Source organism: Curtobacterium sp. ER1/6 (assembly GCF_001742745.1).
Classification (GTDB): Bacteria; Actinomycetota; Actinomycetes; order Actinomycetales; family Microbacteriaceae; genus Curtobacterium; species Curtobacterium citri.
Map to the genome: position 1 here is coordinate 141,389 of NZ_MJAK01000002.1, position 18,125 is coordinate 159,513.

The following is an 18,125-nucleotide window of genomic DNA, read 5'->3' on the forward strand; positions in this document are numbered from 1 at the left end:
GCACCATGACCGTCACCATCGGCACGTCGACCATCGGCGCCGACCACCCCGCCTACCTGATCGGCGAGATCGGCCTCAACCACAACGGCGACGTCGACATCGCGAAGCGCCTCGTCGACGTCGCGGCAGACGCCGGCCTGCAGGCGGTCAAGTTCCAGAAGCGCACGCCGGAGATCTCGACGCCGGAGCACATGAAGGCCACCCCGCGGAGCACCCCCTGGAGCGAGATGACCTACCTGGAGTACCGACACCGCGTCGAGTTCGACCGCGAGCAGTACATCGAGATCGGCGACCACGCCACGCTCCGCGGCCTCGACTGGTTCGCGTCGCCGTGGGACGAGCCGAGCGTCGACTTCCTCGAGGACCTGAACGTCGTCGCGTACAAGATCGCCTCGGCATCGGTGACCGACCTCGGGCTGCTCGCCGCCGTCGCCGCCACGGGCAAGCCGGTGATCCTGTCGACGGGCATGTCCACCCTCGAGCAGATCGACCGCGCCGTCGACACCCTCGGTACCGGCCGACTCGTGCTCATGCACGCCACGTCGACGTACCCGCTGCCCGCCGAGGAGGCCAACCTCCGCATGATCGACACGCTCGCACTCCGCTACGCGGGCGTGCCGGTCGGGTACTCGGGCCACGAGCCCGGGCTCCAGATCTCGCTCGCCGCCGTCGCGCTGGGTGCCTCGGCCGTCGAGCGGCACATCACGCTCGACCGCACGATGTGGGGCTCGGACCACGCCGCGTCGCTCGAGCCGCAGGGGCTCCGGACGCTGGTGCGCGACGTCCGGATCATCGAGACCGCGCTCGGCGACGGCGTCAAGCGCGTGTTCCCCGGCGAGCGCGCGCCGATGGCCAAGCTGCGCCGCGTCGGCGCCTGACTGCGTGGGGTCCACCGATCACGCGGGTCCGGTCCGCGACGGACGGCGCGAGCCGACGGACGGACGGGAGGCGCGCCTCCCGTCCGGCACCCCGCCCCGCGTCCGTCGCGTGGTCGGCCTGGTCGACACGGACTCGTTCGCGAAGTGGGGCGCGCACCTGCTCGCCGCGGCACCGGCGCACTGGCGACTCGAGCTCGTGGTCGTCGCGACGCCCCGGTCCGCGAGCCGGGCACAGCTCGGGGCGGCGTTCGGTGGTCTCGACGCACGGCTGGCCCACCTCGCGACCGCGCCGCCGGAACCGGTCGAGGTGGACGCGATCGTCCGCGGGCTGCAGGAGGACCCGCCGGACGCCGTGCTCGTCGCGTGCATCGGTCCCGTCGCCGAACTCGTGATCGACGAGGTGTCGCGTCGTGTCCCGCACCAACCGGTCCTCGTCACCGGACTCCCCGGCATTTCCTTCCCCGCGAAGTGGAAGGGCGTGTTCTTCCGCGCTCGCGCCGACCTCTTCGTGCTGCACAGCCACCGCGAGGTCCGCGCGTACCGCGAGCTCGCGCGAGCGGGCGGGATCGAACCGCACTTCGCCCTCGCCACGTTGCCCTTCGCCCGCTCGCGGACGGGGCGCGGCGTGACGGGCGTCGTCGACCGGGCGCCGCGCCCGCCGAGCGCCGAGGACCACCCCCGCGACGCCGTCGTGTTCGCGGCGCAGCCGAGCGTGCCCGCCGACGAGCACGACCGGCGCCGCATCGTCGACCGGCTCGTCGAGACCGCACGGCGGCACCCGGAGTGGCGCGTGGTCGTGAAGGTCCGCGCGGCGGCGGGCGAGCACCAGACGCACCGCGAGCAGTACCCCTACCCCGACCTCGTGCCGGCTGACGCTCCGCCGAACCTCGTGGTCGCCGGCGGCCCGATGGCGCAGCACCTCGACCGGGCGGTGGCGCTCGTGACGGTGAGCTCGACCGCCGTGCTCGAGGCCGTGGCGCGGGGCGTGCCGGCACTCACCCTGACCGACTTCGGGATCGCCCGCTCGCTCATCAACGAGGTCTTCGTGGACAGCGGCCTCGAGGGCGACACCACCGACCTCGTCGAGGGGCGCTTCGGCACCGTCCGCCCGGAGTGGATGCACGACAACCACTTCCACCCGGCCGCCGACGACGACTGGGCCGAGCGGACGGAGGCGCTCATGCGCCTCCGCGACGCTGGAGCACTGGTCGACCGGCCGGCTGCGCGACGGAGCCGCGGCGGGACGCTCCGCCGCGCGTGGGAGCGGAAGAACGCCCTCGGGCCGGCGGACCGCTCGGTGCTCGGGGCGCTCGCGCTCGCGCTCGGCACACCGGTCCGGACGGCCAAGCGGATCGCGCGACGCCTCCGGCGGATCGTGCGCCCTGTCCCGACGACGGCCGAGCAGGTCGGTGCTCCGCGGTCGCAGCGGGACGGCGAACCGGTGGCCGGCGTCGGGGCGCGACCACGGGGCTGAGCCGACCGCCCGCGGGCCGGACGCGGCTGACGGGGGTCGGGCGCGCCTCCCGACCGGACGCCGTCGGCGGCAGCGTCGGTGTCAGAGCGCCTTCGCGACCGCCAGCAGCAGCTGGTCCCGAGAGGGGACGCCGGGCGAACGGAAGACCTCGGTCCCGTCGTCCCGCCGCACGATGATCGTGGGGGTCGAACGGAGGCCGAGGTCCTCTGCGGTATCGGGGTGTGCCGCCACGTCGCGCTCGGTGACCCGCAGCCCCGGGACGAGCGCCGCCACGTCACCGGTCACGCGGCGGGCGGCCGCGCACGGGGCGCAGAAGGCGGAGGTCCAGAGGTCGAGTCGCACGGCTCGTGCAACGCGGGCGGCGTCGGGTCTACTCCCGGTCGAACCCGCCGCTGCGGTCGCCGCGGTCCTGCAGGTCGTCGACCGGGTCGGAGTCGGCGGCGTCGTACTCGTACTCGACCGAGGTCTGGTCGAGCACCTGGCGGGACTTGGTGGCCTTGTAGGTGAAGGCCGTCTGGAGGCCCTCGACGTCCGCGTACACCGTGACCTCGTCGTCGACCGCGTCGCCGGTGGCGGTGCGGGTGTCGGTCGTGCCGTCGAAGGGACCGCCGTGGAAGATCGCGGTGTACTCGTCGCCCTCGGAGATGGTGATGTCGCTCATGCGTCCCTTCTACCAGGACGCCCCTGTTGACGGATGCATAGCCTTGCTATACAGTTCCGGAGTGGAATCAACAAGGGCACAGACGGTGGAGACGCTCCTCGTCTCCGTCAACCGGCTGATCCGCGCCGCCGCACGAGCCACCGGCAACCCGACCACGGCCGCCGTGTGGCGGACCCTCGGGATCCTCGAGACCGAGCAGCCGCTCCGCCTCGGCGAGCTCGCCGCCGCCTCGCGCGTCGCGCAGCCCACCATGACCAAGCTCGTCGCCGGCATGCTCGCCGACGGGCTGGTCTCGCGCAGCGTCGACCCGGACGACTCCCGCGGCCAGCTCATCGAGCTCACCGACACCGGGCGCGACCGGCTCCGCACCTGGCGCGCCACCATCACCGAGACGGTCGGGCCGGTCTTCGCCGACCTGAGCGACGACGAGTGGGACGTGCTGCACCGCGCGGCCGCCATCGTCGCCGAGCGCACGCCCGCCACGACCACCACCAGAACGGAGATCCCCGCGTGAACGCCCACGCACCCGCTGCATCCGGCAGCATCCTCAAGCAGTCGTCCGCGGTGTGGGCGATCGCCTTCGCCTGCGTCGTCGCCTTCATGGGCATCGGTCTCGTCGACCCGATCCTGCCCGCGATCGCGTCCTCGTTGCACGCGACCGCTGCGCAGACCGAGCTGCTCTTCACGAGCTACCTCGCGGTCACGGGCGTCGCCATGTTCTTCACCAGCTGGGTGTCGAGCCGCATCGGCGCGAAGAACACGCTGCTCATCGGACTCGCGCTCATCGTCGTCTTCTCGGTGCTCGCCGCGACCTCCGGCAGCGTCTGGAACATCATCGGCTTCCGCGCCGGCTGGGGCCTCGGGAACGCGCTCTTCATCTCCACCGCACTCGCGACGATCGTGGGTGCGGCCTCGGGCGGCACCGCGTCGGCGATCATCCTCTACGAGGCGGCCCTCGGCCTGGGCATCGCCGTCGGCCCGCTCGTCGGCGGCCTGCTCGGCTCGGTGAGCTGGCGCGGCCCGTTCTTCGGCGTCACCACCCTCATGGCCATCGCGTTCATCGCGGTCGTGGTGCTCCTGAAGTCGTCCGGGCTCGAGAAGCCGACGCCCACCAAGCTCTCCGCGCCGTTCCGGGCGCTCGGGCAGCCGGCGCTCGCGGCCCTCGCCGTCACCGCGCTCTTCTACAACATCGGCTTCTTCGTGCTGCTCGCCTACACGCCGTTCCCGCTCGGGTTCGGAGCGCTCGGCATCGGCTTCACGTTCTTCGGCTGGGGCGTCGGACTCGCGATCACCTCGGTGTGGGTCGCGCCGGCCCTGACCGCCCGGATGCGCCGGACGACCGTGCTGAAGATCGCCCTGCCGCTGCTCGCCCTCGACCTGTTCGCCGCCGCGGTCGTCGTGTCGTCGCAGGTCGGGCTGATCGTCTGCGTCGTCATCGGCGGACTCGTGCTCGGTGTCCTCAACACCGTGCTGACCGAGTGCGTCATGGAGGCGACGGACCTCCCCCGCTCCGTGGCGTCGAGCGCGTACTCGGCCGTGCGGTTCATCGGCGGTGCGATCGCCCCGCCCGTGGCGACCCTGCTGGCCGACGCGTACTCCCCCTCTGCGGCGTACGTCTTCGCCGGGGTGTCGGTGGCCGTGGCGTTCGTGGTCGTGGTCGTGACGACGCGGGTGCTCCGACGTGTGGACGACGGGGCGGAGCCCGAGCGGGTCGAGGCCGAGGCGATCTCGGCGGGCGAGATGGTCTGAGGCTGGGCGGTCGCGCGCTCGCGCGCTCGCGCGTGCGGTCGATGTGGGCTGGCGGCGTGGGCGGCGTGGGCCTGGGCGGTGGGCTGGCTCCGTCGGCGGCGTGGGCGGCGACGCTGCTGGCTGAGCTGCGGCCTTCCGCGAACGGGCGGAACCGGTGGTCGGATCGAAGGTCCGGCGGTCGGTTCCGCCCGTTCGTCGTTCGGGTGCGTCCCGTGGGGGCGGCGCGCTCGTGCGCTCGGGGCGAGGGGCTCGGCCCCGAGCGGTCGGAGCGCGAGCGGGTGGAACCTGCTGGTCGCGGTCGTGACCCGCACTGTTCCCGCCCGCTCGCGAGGTCGAGGTGACCGGCTGGCGGGGGCGGGACGACGGGGAGGGTGGGGCGCGCCTCCCGGCAGGGTCCGCAACTGTCCGTTCCTGTTGCCGGTGGCCGCTCCACCTGAGTGCGCGCGGGCGGTCCGGGTGTCGGCGGCCGGTCCGCGTGCGGGCGGCCGGTCCGCGTGCGCGCCGGCGGGACGCGAGCGGGCGGGAACGGCGGCTCGCGGTCGTGACGCACGCCGCTTCCGCCCGCTCGCGTCCTGGGCGGGGTCCGGGTGGACCGCCGACCGCCGCCGCGGACCGTCACCCTCCTGCGAGCGGGCGGATGCCGTCTGCGGGCGGCTCCGACAGCGCAAGTTGCGCCCGCTCGTGGGTTCCGCCCGGCGGACGGGAGGCACGGGTCACCCACCGGGACCGCCTGCTGCACGAGCGGGCGGATCCCGCCGCCGGGCCGGCCCGGGCGAGCGGGTTCCGCCCGCTCGCGGGACCCGCGTGCACGCGGGCAGCGGCGCACCCTCCACAGCACGGCAGTCCGGCACCGGGAGCGTCACCGGCGCGGAATAGGATCGACGGCATGGCAACTGCGAACGACCGCCTCGTCTGGATCGACTGCGAGATGACCGGCCTCGACGTCGAGGTCGACCAACTCGTCGAGGTGGCCGTCGTCATCACCGACTTCGACCTGGTCCCCGTGCACGCCGGTTTCGACATCGTCATCAAGCCCGACCAGTCGGCGCTGGACAACATGAACGAGTTCGTGACCAACATGCACACGACCTCGGGGCTCATCGAGGAGATCCCGGACGGGATCTCCCTCGCCGACGCCGAGTACCAGGTGCTCGAGTACATCCTCCAGCACGTCCCTGCCGAGGGCAGCGCACCCCTGGCGGGCAACACGATCGGCACCGACCGGGCGTTCCTGGCGAAGTACATGCCGCGCGTCGACGGGCACCTGCACTACCGCAGCGTGGACGTGTCGAGCATCAAGGAGCTCTGCCGCCGCTGGTTCCCGCGCGTGTACTTCAACGCGCCGGAGAAGCACGGCGGGCACCGTGCCCTGGCGGACATCCTCGAGTCGATCCGCGAGCTCGAGTACTACCGCCGCGCCGGCTTCGTCGCGGAGCCCGGGCCGACCACCGAGGACGTTCGCGCCGTCGCCGCCGAGGTCGTCGAGCGGTGGGAACCGCGACTCGCCCAGCCCGCGACCGAGTGACGACACGCCTGTTCTTCGGGACCTCCGGCGTGTACTACTATTGAGTGGTCGCGCCGGTCCGCCGGTTCGAACATGGTGGATATAGCTCAGTTGGTAGAGCGCCTGGTTGTGGTCTAGGAGGTCGCGGGTTCGAGACCCGTTATTCACCCCAGTCGGTAAGCGGATGAAGTCCCGTGTCGGAGGTTCCGGCCACGAACGGGGCTCCATCCGCTTCCTTGTTCCCCGCGCTGGTCTCGACGGCGCGGCTGTCGCGAGTCCTCGAGCCGGTCAGCTCGCCGACCGCAGGGTCGCGAAGCCCCCCCCGTGACTCCACTCCCCCGAGCCCCCGGTCCGGAGCGCGCCACCCTTCGCGCTCGATCTGCGGCGCTCCGACGATCACGTGTCTGGTCGTCCACTGAGCGAGGGCCCACTGACGTCGACCTGGACAGCAGCGTGTCGTCCCGGTGCCGATCGAACCGACCACGAGCGAACCGCCGAACTATCCACAAGGCAGAATATTCTTAGAGAATACCGCTTCCGGAACATAGCATCGCAGCATGTCAGTCGGTCGCTTGCCGCAGCTCGTCGAGATCCAGGGCCTCCGGGGCGTCGCGGTCCTCTCGGTGGTGCTCGACCACGCACTCGGGTACCCGACCGGCGGTTTCCTCGGCGTCGACGTCTTCTTCGTGATCTCCGGGTTCGTGATCATGCGGCAGTTGCTCGCGGAGCGTCGCACCAGCGGCAGGATCGACCTCCTGGCCTTCGCTCGACGACGTGTTCGTCGACTCGCTCCCGCAGCAGTCGTGACCGTGCTCGTGACCTTCACCCTCGCCTCGTTGCTCGCCGGGAACGGCCAACGACGGGACATCCAGCTCGATGCGCTCGCGTCGCTCCTCGGGCTGGCGAACTGGCGGTTCGCGCTCCAGCAGGTCGACTACTTCGGCCGCGAGAGCACGCCGTCTCCGTTCCGCCACTTCTGGTCCCTCGGCGTCGAGGAACAGTTCTACGTGTTCCTGCCACTCGTGGTCGTGGCAGTCCTCGCGTCGGGCAAGCTGACCGTGCGACGACCCGTGCTCTGCTGCATCCTCGCCGGAGGTGCGATCGCATCCGTGGTGTGGTCGGCTGTCGCCACGAGTACCTCTGCGACCGCCGCGTACTTCGACACGGGCGCCCGCGCGTGGGAGCTCCTCGTCGGCGTCCTGGTGGCACTCGCCGTGGACCGCGGCCTCCGAGATCGCCCGACGCTCCGCGAGGTCGGTGTCGTCCTCGGGGCCGCACTGATCGTGGCGACCGTGGTCCTCGGGCGCGAGGACCAGGGCGTTCCCGTACCGCTGGCGATCCCTGCCGTGATCGGTTGTGCACTCGTCATCTCCGCCGTCGCGACGGGGCGGAGCCGCGCCGCCGCAGCCCTGCGTGTCGTACCGCTCGTACGCCTCGGAGATGCGAGCTACTCCGTCTACCTGTGGCACTGGCCCGTGATCGTGCTGCTCCCGCAGATCGTCCCGACCCCGCCGCTCGTGCTGGCTGTGGCCGGTGTCGCGGTCGGGGTCGCCTCGAACCTGCTGATCGAACGCCGCAGCCGACCAGCATTCCGCATGGGTCTCGTCTTCCTGCTCCTCGCGACCGACGTGGTCTCGGTGACCTCGGCGATCGACAGGGTCCGGCCGACGTCGGAGGTCGTCCAGGCACTGGACGACTCCGTGGACAGCGAGACGACGAGCCAGCCAGCGGACGCTGTCCGCAACGACCGTCGCCGCGCGCTGGCGCAGGGCCTCACGGCGCGGTCGTGGCCTTCCGACCTCTCCCCGTCCTTCGACGAGGTCGCTGCTCCCGGCTACCAGGAACACCTCATCGCCGGCGACGGATGGGGCGGGTCGCTGCACTGTGGAGACCGGGGCGAGCAGTGGACCGGGTCGGCCTGTCAGTGGGGGCCGGAGGACGGAGCCGAGGTGCTCGTCGTCGGGGACTCGACGGGAGTCTTCACGATGCCCGGTTGGCGCGCAGCGGCACTGGCCTCGGGTTCCCGTCTGCGAGTGCGCGCGGCAGCCCGGTACGGTTGCCCGTTCATCGATCTCCGCCTGCCGTCAGCGCCCACGGCGTGCGACGGGCACAACGAACGGGTCGAGGAACACCTGCGATCGAAGCGGTACGACGCCGTGGTGATCACGAACCGGTTCTGGGTGAGCAGCGACACGGACATGAAGGACGTCAGCGAGCAGGAGTACGGCGACGCCCTCGAGCGGCAGATCGCGAAGATCCGCGACCGGGTCGGCACGGTCGTGGTTGCTCCTCCACCACCACCAGGACCTCCGTTGGCGACGTGCAAGAGCAGCGGTCATCCGTTGGACTGCGCCAGCAAGCTGGAGAACGTCGACCGACAGCTCCGCCGGGTCCGGAGTGCTGCGAACAACCAGGTCATCGAGGAGAACGAACTCTGGTGCCTTGCGGGAGTGTGTCCAGCACTGAGCGGAGGCCAGCTCTCCAGGATCGACGTCACGCACGCGTCACCGACGTTCTCAGAAGCAGCGGGCCCTGCGCTCGCCCGGGCACTCGGGGCCCTCGGGGTCCCCGACAGCGGGTCGCCGTCATCGGGAGACGCCGGTGAACCGGGTGACGCCAGTGAACCGGGAGGGGAGCCTGCAGACGCTCGGTGAGACGACCTGGTCGGTGGATCGAGGTGTGCCACCATCGTCTCCGTGATGGAGATGTCCGCCGACGCGTTCGAGCAGCTCGTGACCGACGAGCTCGACCGGCTCCCCGACGAGATGGTCGACGGGCTCGACAACGTCGTGTTCGTCGTCGAGGACGAACCCGAGGACGGCTCCGACCTGTTCGGCATCTACGACGGGGTCGCGGCGACCGAACGCGGGCAGTACGGCTTCGGCGAGCTGCCGGACCGGATCGTCGTCTTCCGCAAGCAGCACCTGATGGAGTGCGACACCCTCGATGAGCTCCGGGACGAGGTGCACACCACGCTCGTCCACGAGATCGGGCACTTCTACGGCATCGACGACGAGCGCCTGCACGAGCTCGGCTGGGCGTAGAGCGGGGCACGGCAGGGCAGGGCACGGCGCCGAGCCTCGCCCCCGCGGACACGTTCGCGGTCAGGTGAGCACGAACACGTCCGCCGAGCCGAGGCTCGCGCGACGAGCGCGCGCCGGCCCTGCGCTCAGAACCGCGTCGGCCCCACCTCGTGGTACCGCTCCCACGCGTCCACCGGCCCCCACCCGTGCAGCACGTACTCCCCCACGAGCCGCTCCTTGTAGACGGCCGGGTTGTGCGACGCAACCACCCGGGCGTTCCGCCAGTGCCGGTCGAGCGCCCGTGTCCGGTCCGCCGCCGAGGCCCCACCGACCTCGAACAACTCCGACGCCGACCGCAGCACGCGCGGCCCGATCTCGACCTGCGCCTGGTACACGGCGTTCTCGGCAGCGTCGAGCAGCGCGTGATCGACGCCGACCCCGGGCTCGTTCGTCGCCACAACCTCGTCGAGCATCCCCGCCGCCGCGACGACCAGCGACCGCGCCGTGAAGGCCCCCGCCGACAGCCGTCCGAGGACCGCCAGCACCTGCGGGTCCTCGCCCGGGGTCGCCGCGTTCGCGTGGATGTACGTGCGGGTGCGCGGCCGGACGAACGCCACGGCGTCGTCGACGACCGCCTGCCCGATCCCGGCGAGCACCGCCAGCAGGTACAGCTGGTAGAAGGCCTGGATGTGCGACAGCGGGGCGTCCCGGTACGCCGAGACCACGGCGGGGTCGACCGCGACGCCGTCGAAGACCGTCGTCCCCGAGGCGGTGAGCCGCTGCCCGAACCCGTCCCAGTCGTCGGTGCCGGTCACGCCCGGCGCGTCCGTGGGCACCGCGAAGGTCACGCGCTCGCCGTCGCGGTCCGCCGCCAGGTAGATCCAGTCGGCGTAGAGGGTACCCGTCGAGTAGAACTTCCGCCCGTGGAGCCGCCACGTGCCCGAGTCGTCGGGGGCGACGGTCGTCGAGATGTCCGCGAGCGTCGTCCCGGTCCGCTCCGAGGTCGCGTTCCCCACGATCGCCCCGTCGACGATCCGCCGCAGCCACTCGTCACGGGCGGGCGAATCCGGTCGCAGGAGCACGAGCTCGGTGTACCCGAAGTGCCCCCGCCACAGGTGCGCGATGTTCGAGTCCGCCGCGGCGAGGTCCGCCACGAGGTGCACCAGCTCGACGAGCGTCACACCGAAGCCACCGCGGTCCTCGGGGACGCGCAACCGCCCGAAGCCCGCCTCGGCCAGCGCCCGCACCTCGGCCTGCGGCAGCTCGCGCTCGCCCGGTGTGCCCGACGCGAGTTCGCGGTCGACGGCACCCGCCCGGATCCGCTCGACGATCGGCGCGAACCGCTCCCGCAGGGACGTCAGGCGATCGGCCTGGGCCCCCGCCGCCGGTCTCGGATCGACGCGCCAGCGGCGATCCGGCCGTGTCGGTGGGGAGAGGCGCGGCCCGCCCCCTGCCGTCGTCGTCGCGTCCGTCATGCGGTCACCTCCACGGCGTCGCGCGCCTCGTCCGCGGCGGTACCGCCCGCACCGCCGGAGAACGCGCCCCGCCAGCGCCGGGCCGGGTGCGAGTCGGGCAGCTGCGGGTGCCCGAAGAGCTTCTCGCGGAGGGTGCCCTCCCGGTACTCGGACTGCATGAGCCCCCGCTCCTGCAGGGTCGGCGCGATGTCGTCGACGAACTCCTCGTACGACCCGGGCAGCGTCCAGTTGATGACGTTCACCCCGTCGACCCCGACCCGTTGCCATGCAGCGAGCTCGTCGGCGATCTGCTCGGGCGTCCCGACCACCCGGGCGCGGAGCTTCGCGGACAGCCGGGCGAGGTCGGCGATGGTCGGTTCGCGGTCGCCGGCGGCCTCGCGGAGCCACTGCAGGTGCGACTGCCCGGCCTGCGTGCGGACCTCGGACAGCGGTGTCGCCGGGTCGAGCGGTTCGCCGGTGTCCGGGTCGAAGCCGAGGTTCGAGTGCACGAGGAAACCGTCGGCCGCCAGGTACTCGTCGATCTCCGCCTCCTTCACCTTCGCCTCGGCTTCGGTGGACCCGGTGACGAAGGTCAGGCCGAGGAAGAACACGAGGTCGTCGCGGCGTCTGCCGGCCGCGACGGCGAGGTCGCGGGTCTCGCGGATCAGCTGTTCGGTGGCGTCGCGGTTCGAGGTGAGGATGAACTGCGCCTCGGCGTTCCGCGCGGCGAAGGCCCGCCCGGCCGGCGACGACCCCGCCTGGAACAGGACGGGCGTCCGCTGGGGCGAGGGCGCGGACAGGTGCGGCCCCTGCACGTCGTAGCGCTTCCCGTGGTGGTCGATGCGGTGCACCTTCTCGGGGTCGGCGTAGCCGCGCACCGGGTCCTTGAGCACGGCGCCGTCCTCCCACGACCCCTCCCACAGCTTGGCGCAGACCTCGAGGTACTCCTCGGCCCAGGCGTAGCGCTCGTCGTGCTCCTCGAGCCGGTCGGCACCGAAGTTCCGAGCCGCGCTGTCGAGGGCGCTCGTGACGACGTTCCAGCCGATGCGGCCGCGGGTGATGTGGTCGAGCGTCGAGACCTTGCGCGCGAAGTCGAACGGGTGCGCCTGCATGACGCTCGACGTGAACGCGAGCCCGAGGTGCTCCGTGGACACGGCGAGCGCGGAGAGCAGCACCGACGGGTCGTTCGAGGGGATCTGCAGGCCCTCGCGGAGGTTCGTCGCGTAGTCGCCGCGCGCAGGGCCGTACGTGCCGACGACGTCCGCGAAGAACATCGCGTCGAACTTCCCGCGCTCGAGCGTCCTCGCGAGGTCGGTCCACAGCGTGACGTCGTCGAAGTCGGCCTGACGGGCGTCGGGGTGTCGCCACAGGCCGTGCTGGATGTGCGACGTGGTGTTCATGACGAAGGCCGCGAAGCGCAGCGGACGGGTCGGTGCATCGCTCATGCGTCCCATGGTGTCCGGGAGCGGCCGGTCGAAGACAGTGACGTGACCTCGCGTTACGAGCGGTCTTCCGACGCGGTCACGCGGCGACCATGCTCCTGAGGCATGCCGACCCCGACGACCGCAGCCGCGCCTCCCGTCCGTCCCGCCGCCCCGTCCACCAACGCGACCCGCCGTCGTGTCGCGCTCGCGTCGTTCGTCGGGACCACCGTCGAGTACTACGACTTCTACCTCTACGCGACGGCCTCCGCGCTCGTGTTCGCGCCGACGTTCTTCCCGTCCGTCACGCCCGCGGTCGGGGTGATCGCGTCGTTCGCGACGTACGGTGTCGGCTTCGTCGCGCGGCCGCTCGGTGGCATCGTCGCGGGGCACCTGGGTGACCGGATCGGCCGCAAGAAGCTGCTCGTCGCGTCCCTCGTGCTGATGGGCATCGCGTCGACCCTCATCGGGGTGATCCCGTCCGCGGCGACGATCGGCGTCGGCGCGGTCGTCGCGCTCGTGGTGCTGCGACTGCTGCAGGGCATCGCCGCCGGCGCGGAGTGGGGCGGATCGGCGCTGCTGTCGGTCGAGCACGCTCCGGAGCGCCACCGCGGGCTGTTCGGGGCGTTCACGCAGATGGGTTCGGCCGGCGGGATGCTCCTGGCGACCGGGGTGTTCACGCTCGTGCGGACGCTGCTCGGCAACGAGGCGTTCCTGGCCTGGGGCTGGCGGCTGCCGTTCCTGTTCTCGGCGGTGATCGTCGCGGTCGGCCTCGTCATCCGGCTCGGGGTGCAGGACGCGCCGGTGTTCCAGGAGCTGCGCGCATCGGGGCAGGTCGAGCGGTACCCGGTGTGGCAGGCGATCCGACGGCACGCGCGGGCGATCCTCGTCACGGCGGGGCTACGACTCGCGCAACCGGCGCTCTACTCGATCCTCACGACCTACTCGCTCACGTACCTGCTCGCGAAGCGCGGCGAGGAGGGGTCGGCGGCTGGGCTGCAGGCCGTGCTCGTCGTCTCGGCGGTGTCGCTCGCGTCGACGCCGTTCTGGGGGTGGCTGTCCGACCGCGTCGGGCGGCGCGTGTTGGCGATCTCGTCGGCGGCCGGGATCGGTGTGCTCGTCTGGCCGTTCTTCGCGTTCCTCGACGCCGGGCCCCTCGTGCTGCTGCCGCTCGTCGCGCTGGTCGGGATGTGCGTCTTCCACGACAGCATCTACGGGCCGCAGGCCGCGTGGTTCGCCGAGCAGTTCCCGACCGGTCGCCGCTACTCGGGGATGAGCCTGGGGTACCAGATCGGGTCGATCTTCTCGGTCGGGCTGACGCCGCTGCTCGCGGCCGTGTTCGTCGAGGTGGGCGGGGGCTCGCCGTGGATCCTCTGCGCCTACGTCGGGGTGTACGCGGTGCTCTCGATCGTGGCCGCCGTCGCCGCGGTGGACCCGGTGGCGGCCGCGCGGCGGGCCGAGCGGGTGGCGCAGCGGTTGGGCGTTGCCCGAGGCTCGCGCTGACGGACGTTCCTCGGGCTCGTGACCACGAGGGATGTCCGCCCAGCCGAGGCTCGCGCGCCGCGCCGCGCCGCCGCCCCGCAGCTACGTCCGGACCACCACGTCCGCGAGCGCGGCCGGGTCCTCGGCGGCGATGAACGCCCGCTCCTGCGCCGCCCAGCGCTCCCACTCGAGGGCGAACACCTCGCCGTCACGGCCGATCGCCCGGTCCCGCCGGACCACGTCGTCCGCCTCGAGCCACACGCGCAGCGACGCCAGCGGGGCCGAGGCCCGCGAGAGCGCCCCGCAGCCCTCGACCACGAGCGGGACGTCCGGGTCGACCGACACCCACTCGGCAGGCTCCGAAGCCACCCAGTCCCAGCGCCGGTACCCGGACCGGGGACCGAGCACGTCGGTGACCACCGCGTCGGCAGCCGCACGGAGGCCGTCCCACCCCGGGTAGAGGTCGTCGAGGTGCACGACGACCGCGCCGAGCTCCGCGGCCACCGCCGTGCCGAGCGTGGTCTTGCCCGTGCCCGACCGTCCGTCGACGAGCACGACGAGCCGGCGCCCGGACGCGGTCGTCGCACCCGACGCGGCGGCGGCCAGCCCCTGGACCAGCGCCCGGTCGACGTCAGGCACGCCAGGTCCCCGCGGCGACCGCGACACCGACGGACACGACACCGATGCCGACGAGCACGGCGACCATCGCCCACTCCGGCCCGGCGAACCGCGCCTGCCGGGCCCACGTGCGGCGTCCGGGCGCGCCGAACCCCCGCGACTCCATGGCGACCGCGAGCGTCGTCGCCCGCCGCAGCGCGAGCACGAGCAGGGCGAACGCCATCGAGGCCCCCCGCCGCAGCCGGCCGTGGTCCGCGGTCCCCCGTGCTCGTCGCGCCATCGCCAGCTGGCGCCAGTCCTCGCCGAGGAGCGTCGTCATCCGGACCGCGGCGAGCGCACCGAGCACGAAGCGCGCCGGCAGCCGCAGCAGCTGCGCGAGCCCGTCCGCCAGGTCCGTCGGGTCGACCCGGACGAACAGGGCGACGGCCGGCAGCCCGACCGCGAGCACGCGCAGGGCGGTCGCGAGGGCGAGCACCAGCGACCCGTCGGTCACGTGCGCGAAGCCGAGGTCGAACCACTCCCGACCCGAAGGCCGTCCGTACAGCGCGATGCTCAGCGCGGTCAGCGGCACGGCGACGAGCACCGGGGACGTCCGCAGCAGCAGGGTCCGGACCGGGATGCGCAGCAGCGGCAGGAGCAGCAGTTCGAGCACGAGCGCGACGGCGGCCGACACCACGTCGAGGCTCAGCACGAGGCACAGGCCGAGCGCGAGTACACCGAGCATCGAGGCGACCGGTTGCACCCCGCGGACGCCGCGTTCCGTGCGGACGGGAGGCGCGGCTCGTCCGGACGCGCCGGCCGCGGTCCCCGGGGCGGTCACCGTGCCACCTCCGTGGCCGGCCCCGACCGCACGTCCGGAGCCGCGTCCGGCGGCGCGTCCGGTGACCCGGGCGGCACGGCACGGACGCCGTCCGCGTTGAGCACGACCTCGTCGGCGTCGAGCGCCCGGACCAGGTCGCGGTCGTGCGTGACCACGACCACCGCGGTCCCTGCGTCCGCCAGCGCTCCGAGCCGGTCGACCACTGCCTGCCAGGTCGCCCGGTCCTGTCCCGACGTCGGCTCGTCGAGCACGACGACCGGCGGACGCGCGGCGACGACCGTACCGATCGCGAGCCGGCGCTGCTCCCCGCCGGACAGGGTGAAGGGGTTGACGTCGGCGAGGTGCCGGAGCGCGAGGGCGTCGAGCAGCTCCTCCACGCGGGCGTCCACGTCGTCGAGGTCGAGGGTGCGCGGCCCGACGGCGAGCTCCTCGCGGACGGATCGCGCCACGAACTGGTGCGCGGGGTCCTGGAACACCGTGCCGATCCGCCGCGCGAGCTGTCGGCTCGTCCAGCGCACGGGCCGGTCGCCGGCGTCGCCCGTCGGGCCGGCGTCCCCCGACGGGCCGGCGTCCCCCGTCAGGCCGGCGTTCCCCGTCAGGTGGGGCGTCGCGCGGAGGACGCCGCCGGCGGGTCGGAGGAGCCCGGCGAGGGTCAGGCCGAGCGTCGACTTGCCGACGCCGTTCGGCCCGGTCACGGCGAGCACCCGACCGGCACGGACGTCGAGGTCGATGCCGCTGCCCACCGGGGTGCCACCCGCTCGTCCGAGCACGCCCCCGCGGGCGGTCGCGAGCCCGCGCGCCTCGAGGAGCACGGCGTCGCCGCCGGGCCCGCCCCGCTCGTCCGCGAGCGGGCCGGAAGTGCGCGTACGGGTCGACGGGTCGGGAACGGTTCCGCCCGCTCGACCCGCCGACGGGTCGTCCACGAGCGGGCGGGACGTGCGCGCGCAGGCTCGGGAGGACCCCCGCGACGGCTCCGCACCGGGCACCCACACGCCCGCCGCCGTCAGCGCATCCCCGTGCTCCGCGAGCACCGCTGCCGGCGCGCCGTCGGCGACGACCCCGCCGCCGGGTGCGAGCAGCACGAGCCGGTCGACCAGGTCGAGCCAGGTACCGATCCGGTGCTCCACGACGAGCAGGGTCGCCCCGGTGTCGTCGAGCAGGGCGCGGACGGCGTCGTGCACCTGTCGCACCCCGTCCGGGTCGAGGTTGGCGCAGGGCTCGTCGAGCACGAGCACGCCCGGCCGCATCGCGAGCACCCCCGCGAGCGCCAGGCGCTGCCGCTGGCCGCCGGAGAGCCGGCCGGTGGAGCGGTCGAGCGGCAGGTCGAGGCCGACCACCCGGAGCGCGTGCCGGACGCGGTCCCAGGTCTCCTCGCGCGGCACCCCGGTGTTCTCGCACCCGAAGGCCACGTCGTCGCCGATCCGCGACATGACCGTGTGGGCCTCGGGGTCCTGCATGACGAGGCCGACACGCCCGCGGGCCGCGCGGGGGTCGGCGCCGTCGACCAGGACCGAGCCCTGCACGGCAGCGGCGGTGTCGTCGTCGGGGTCCGGCTCGTCGGCGAGGACGGCCGCCACGGCCCGGAGCACCGTCGACTTCCCCGCACCGGACGGACCGACGACCGCGACCCGCTCCCCCGGCTCGACGACGAGGTCGAGCCCACGGACCGCCCAGGCGTCACGCCCGGCGTACCGCCAGCCCCAGTCGGCGAAGGCGACGCGTGCCGCGGCCGACGACGAGGACGCGGCCGACGACGACACGGTCACGCGGCGGAACGGGGTCCGCGCCTGGTCCGCTCACCGGCGGCGTGCTCGCGACCGGCCGCGAACGAGGACAGCACGCCGGTCGCGGCGAGCGCCCGGACGAGCAGCCACGACCCGACACCGGCGATCACGGCACCCGAGATCACCGCGCACACGACGTAGACCGCCTTGAACGCCGCGTCGAGGCCCGGGTACCAGAGGACGGTGTCGTTGATGCCGAGCGCGAGCCCGGCTGCGGCACCGGCGAGGACGACCACGGGCAGCTTGTACGACCGGTAGAGGAACAGTGCGAGGACGAGCTCGGCGCCGAGCCCCTGCACGAAGCCGGCCTCGAGCGTCAGCCAGCCCCACTGGGTGCCGAGCAGGGCCTCGACCGAGGCGGCGACCATCTCGGCGTAGAGCGCGGCGCCCGGCTTCCGGACCACGATCGCGACGACCGGTCCGGCGAGCAGCCAGACGCCGCCGAACAGCGACTGGGTGCCGGGCAGGACGAGACCCGCGACGGTGCTCAGGGGTTCGTAGCCGAACTCCCAGAGCTTGAAGACGACGCCGATCGCGACCGCGAGCACGCTCGCGACGACGATGTCCACGACCCGCCAGCGCAGCGAGCGCCGAGGGGTGGTGGACCGGACTGCGGACTGCGTGGTCGCAGACATCATTGCTGACTCCTCCCTGCGCCGGCATGACCCGGATCAGGTTCGACGGTCGGAGCGCCACTCGCTCCCTCTCAGCCCGGCGGTCCCGGACTCCCGTGTGTGTCCCAGCAGTCTAGACGCGGCAAGGACCGCGTGACGTGCCCAGGTGACGGACGGGAGGCGCGGTACCAGCCGGCACCGCGCCTCCCGTCCGACCGTCGGTCACTTCTTCAGCGCGCGGATCACCTTCGCGAGGGCCTTGCCGGTCACCCAGATGGTGGGGATGCTGACGGCGAGGAGCGAGATGAGGTTCGGCTCGAACTGCAGGTCCTGGCCCGGGCGGCGCACGTAGGCGCCGACGGGGATGGACGCGCCACCGCCGCCGCCACCGCCGCCGTTCTCGCCGTCGCCCCCGGCGCCGAAGCCGTACCAGCCGAGGGAGACCGGGATGAGGGTCTGGTCGCCGACCTCGACCGGCTCCCCGTAGTTCGTGGAGACGCCCACGGGGCGCACCTTGTCTGCGATCTGCTGCACGATGTCTGCCATGCGCGCGAGGCTACTCGGCGGTCCCTCCACAGGCGGGGGCGCGCCGTGCGGTGTCCACTGCTGGGCCTTGTCTGCGGACGCGGAGGCGCGTCGCCGA

17 protein-coding genes, 1 tRNA gene and 1 riboswitch are annotated in these 18,125 nt (G+C 73.0%); of the genes, 9 read left to right on the forward strand and 9 right to left on the reverse strand.

The genetic code is table 11. The annotated features are described in order from the left end of the window. The first annotated feature begins 5 nt into the window (after positions 1 to 5). Together Cus16_RS05025 and Cus16_RS05030 are read left to right on the forward strand one after the other, a co-directional pair. A complete protein-coding gene (locus Cus16_RS05025; RefSeq protein ID WP_069711561.1) occupies positions 6 to 878 on the forward strand; it encodes an N-acetylneuraminate synthase family protein in 873 nt (290 codons plus the stop codon). A gap of 4 nt (positions 879 to 882) precedes the next feature. Beyond that, positions 883 to 2,352, forward strand: a complete 1,470-nt coding sequence (locus Cus16_RS05030) for a DUF6716 putative glycosyltransferase (RefSeq protein ID WP_069711562.1) — start codon at positions 883 to 885, stop codon at positions 2,350 to 2,352. 81 nt (positions 2,353 to 2,433) lie between these two features. Here the strand turns inward: Cus16_RS05030 and Cus16_RS05035 are convergent, their stop codons facing one another. Together Cus16_RS05035 and Cus16_RS05040 are read right to left on the reverse strand one after the other, a co-directional pair. Further along, on the reverse strand, positions 2,434 to 2,694 hold the full coding sequence (locus tag Cus16_RS05035) for a thioredoxin family protein (RefSeq protein ID WP_069711563.1): 261 nt from the start codon (positions 2,692 to 2,694) through the stop codon (positions 2,434 to 2,436). Between the two features lie 28 nt (positions 2,695 to 2,722). Beyond that, positions 2,723 to 3,013 (reverse strand): hypothetical protein, encoded by a 291-nt coding sequence (locus Cus16_RS05040; RefSeq protein ID WP_069711564.1) that lies wholly within the window; start codon positions 3,011 to 3,013, stop codon positions 2,723 to 2,725. A gap of 85 nt (positions 3,014 to 3,098) precedes the next feature. On the opposite strand from Cus16_RS05040, the gene Cus16_RS05045 reads away from it, so the two are divergent. The 6 genes from Cus16_RS05045 to Cus16_RS05070 all read left to right on the forward strand — a co-directional run bounded on the left by Cus16_RS05045 (position 3,099) and on the right by Cus16_RS05070 (position 9,310). Then, positions 3,099 to 3,527, forward strand: coding sequence for a MarR family winged helix-turn-helix transcriptional regulator (locus tag Cus16_RS05045; protein ID WP_189319531.1), 429 nt, complete (start codon positions 3,099 to 3,101; stop codon positions 3,525 to 3,527). Beyond that, positions 3,524 to 4,762: an MFS transporter gene (locus tag Cus16_RS05050; RefSeq protein ID WP_069711566.1), complete on the forward strand. Its 1,239-nt coding sequence runs from the start codon at positions 3,524 to 3,526 to the stop codon at positions 4,760 to 4,762. The genes Cus16_RS05045 and Cus16_RS05050 overlap by 4 nt, the downstream gene beginning before the upstream one ends. A gap of 886 nt (positions 4,763 to 5,648) precedes the next feature. Next, positions 5,649 to 6,287 (forward strand): oligoribonuclease, encoded by a 639-nt coding sequence (orn, locus tag Cus16_RS05055; protein ID WP_069711567.1) that lies wholly within the window; start codon positions 5,649 to 5,651, stop codon positions 6,285 to 6,287. Positions 6,288 to 6,362: 75 nt separating this feature from the next. Next, positions 6,363 to 6,438, forward strand: a tRNA-His gene (locus Cus16_RS05060). A gap of 385 nt (positions 6,439 to 6,823) precedes the next feature. Continuing rightward, complete coding sequence (locus tag Cus16_RS05065) at positions 6,824 to 8,920, forward strand: acyltransferase family protein (protein ID WP_083263718.1); 2,097 nt, start codon at positions 6,824 to 6,826, stop codon at positions 8,918 to 8,920. A 45-nt stretch (positions 8,921 to 8,965) separates the two neighbouring features. After that, positions 8,966 to 9,310, forward strand: coding sequence for a metallopeptidase family protein (locus Cus16_RS05070; RefSeq protein ID WP_069711569.1), 345 nt, complete (start codon positions 8,966 to 8,968; stop codon positions 9,308 to 9,310). 125 nt (positions 9,311 to 9,435) lie between these two features. On the opposite strand, the gene Cus16_RS05075 is transcribed toward Cus16_RS05070, so the two are convergent. Together Cus16_RS05075 and Cus16_RS05080 are read right to left on the reverse strand one after the other, a co-directional pair. After that, entirely contained in the window at positions 9,436 to 10,764 is a 1,329-nt protein-coding gene (locus Cus16_RS05075; RefSeq protein ID WP_083263719.1) for an acyl-CoA dehydrogenase family protein, read from the reverse strand. Beyond that, the gene (locus Cus16_RS05080) at positions 10,761 to 12,188 is read right to left on the reverse strand and encodes an LLM class flavin-dependent oxidoreductase (protein WP_069711766.1); all 1,428 of its coding nucleotides are present in this window, start codon (positions 12,186 to 12,188) and stop codon (positions 10,761 to 10,763) included. Before Cus16_RS05080 ends, Cus16_RS05075 begins: the two co-directional genes overlap by 4 nt. Before the next feature lie 102 nt (positions 12,189 to 12,290). Here Cus16_RS05080 and Cus16_RS05085 point away from each other — a divergent pair, with 102 nt between their 5' ends. Then, complete coding sequence (locus Cus16_RS05085; RefSeq protein ID WP_069711570.1) at positions 12,291 to 13,667, forward strand: MFS transporter; 1,377 nt, start codon at positions 12,291 to 12,293, stop codon at positions 13,665 to 13,667. A gap of 81 nt (positions 13,668 to 13,748) precedes the next feature. Here the strand turns inward: Cus16_RS05085 and Cus16_RS05090 are convergent, their stop codons facing one another. The 5 genes from Cus16_RS05090 to Cus16_RS05110 form a co-directional block, all read right to left on the reverse strand. Continuing rightward, positions 13,749 to 14,285 (reverse strand): ATP-binding protein, encoded by a 537-nt coding sequence (locus tag Cus16_RS05090; protein ID WP_223246529.1) that lies wholly within the window; start codon positions 14,283 to 14,285, stop codon positions 13,749 to 13,751. Further along, on the reverse strand, positions 14,278 to 15,084 hold the full coding sequence (locus Cus16_RS05095; protein ID WP_069711571.1) for an energy-coupling factor transporter transmembrane component T family protein: 807 nt from the start codon (positions 15,082 to 15,084) through the stop codon (positions 14,278 to 14,280). The genes Cus16_RS05090 and Cus16_RS05095 overlap by 8 nt, the downstream gene beginning before the upstream one ends. Then, positions 15,081 to 16,850: an ABC transporter ATP-binding protein gene (locus tag Cus16_RS05100; RefSeq protein WP_069711572.1), complete on the reverse strand. Its 1,770-nt coding sequence runs from the start codon at positions 16,848 to 16,850 to the stop codon at positions 15,081 to 15,083. The genes Cus16_RS05095 and Cus16_RS05100 overlap by 4 nt, the downstream gene beginning before the upstream one ends. Then, positions 16,847 to 17,506 carry an ECF transporter S component gene (locus tag Cus16_RS05105; RefSeq protein WP_411266601.1) on the reverse strand — a complete coding sequence of 220 codons (660 nt, stop codon included), beginning with the start codon at positions 17,504 to 17,506 and terminating at the stop codon, positions 16,847 to 16,849. Before Cus16_RS05105 ends, Cus16_RS05100 begins: the two co-directional genes overlap by 4 nt. Further along, positions 17,499 to 17,610, reverse strand: a riboswitch (TPP riboswitch). Its footprint overlaps the gene before it by 8 nt. A 94-nt stretch (positions 17,611 to 17,704) precedes the next feature. Then, positions 17,705 to 18,028, reverse strand: coding sequence for a hypothetical protein (locus tag Cus16_RS05110; protein WP_069711573.1), 324 nt, complete (start codon positions 18,026 to 18,028; stop codon positions 17,705 to 17,707). Positions 18,029 to 18,125 lie beyond the last annotated feature (97 nt).